At 40.8% G+C, this 1,052-nt stretch carries 2 protein-coding genes; both read left to right on the plus strand.

Annotation, left to right across the window (positions count from 1 at the left end; all coding sequences use genetic code 11):
- The first annotated feature begins 351 nt into the window (after positions 1–351).
- Positions 352–504, plus strand: coding sequence for a hypothetical protein (locus F6K53_RS45130; RefSeq protein WP_158069797.1), 153 nt, complete (start codon positions 352–354; stop codon positions 502–504).
- 71 nt (positions 505–575) lie between these two features.
- Positions 576–893: a DUF4359 domain-containing protein gene (locus tag F6K53_RS45135; protein WP_293085042.1), complete on the plus strand. Its 318-nt coding sequence runs from the start codon at positions 576–578 to the stop codon at positions 891–893.
- Positions 894–1,052: the final 159 nt, after the last annotated feature.

The following is a 1,052-nucleotide window of genomic DNA, read 5'->3' on the forward strand; positions in this document are numbered from 1 at the left end:
TGCCATAAATTGAAACCTCGTACTAATTCAATAACCACTGATTTGTACCACTAAATAAAGTGTAAAAATAGTTTATTTACTGGAATTGTAAGCTTATGCGCTACGCGCACGCTACGCGAACATATTTAAGCTAGATAACGGGTAAATTAATATCGGCGAAAAGAGAATTATATCAAGTCCAGTTAATCATTTTTAAAATAGCCGATTTAGCAGCAATAGCAATCAAGAGGTTTGATTTTCCGGAATAGACCCACAACCTAACGAAAAAAGATTTAACCAAGGAATTTAACTGGGCTTTCCCTAGGTCGAGCTTAGATTAAATCCAGTTGACTAATCATCCTATGGCTGAGTTTGACCCGGTGGGTGGAACGGGCATCTTGCCTGTTTCGGGCATCTTGGTGGAACGGGCATTTTGCCCGTTACAATCTTCCGGACAGCAACCTAACACTGGCGGTGCGTTACGGGGCGGACTATCCCAAGGCTGGCGGTCGAGGCGAACAATAAGGGCAAGTCCGCCCCTAACGCACCCTACGCACCCTACGCAAGTAATTACCAACATTTAATAACAAGAAATTATGTATCAGCGCATCAATAACACCGTTTTCTTAGCTTTAGTGTCCAGCATTATGGCACTCACCAATCCAACTAAAGACGCTTATCTTGATCATGCGGCATGGCACTTACACGATACTTACTGCCAACAGAAATCCCTTCCGCTTGGAGTAAAAGCAGCTTGTTTTGTTGGTAAACCTTTACCACCTGATGCAGTTAAGCCAGTAATTGAAAGCTACACTCGTCACCAAAACTATTTCCTTTTCAGTATCTATACCACCAATTTCTGGGGTAAAAAATTCCACACTGTTGGGCTAGGGGGCAAATTTTTGGTGTTTTAATTATATCAGCTAATGCCCGTAGCACATTAGCTGTTTTATTTAGTTTTATTTAGCTGAAAATTATCGTGGAAAATCTTCTATGTCAACGGATTCATAGTCTAATTCAGAAACGGTAAATTTATATCTTTTCCCTCGTTCTAAACTCCTGGTTTTGATAGA

Origin of the sequence: Moorena sp. SIO4A1, from assembly GCF_010672065.1 — a bacterium.
GTDB lineage: Bacteria > Cyanobacteriota > Cyanobacteriia > Cyanobacteriales > Coleofasciculaceae > Moorena.

Excerpts from the sequence above, each read along its gene's own strand:
- F6K53_RS45135 (WP_293085042.1), top strand. The coding sequence starts at position 576 with ATGTATCAGCGCATCAATAACACCGTTTTCTTAGCTTTAGTGTCCAGC.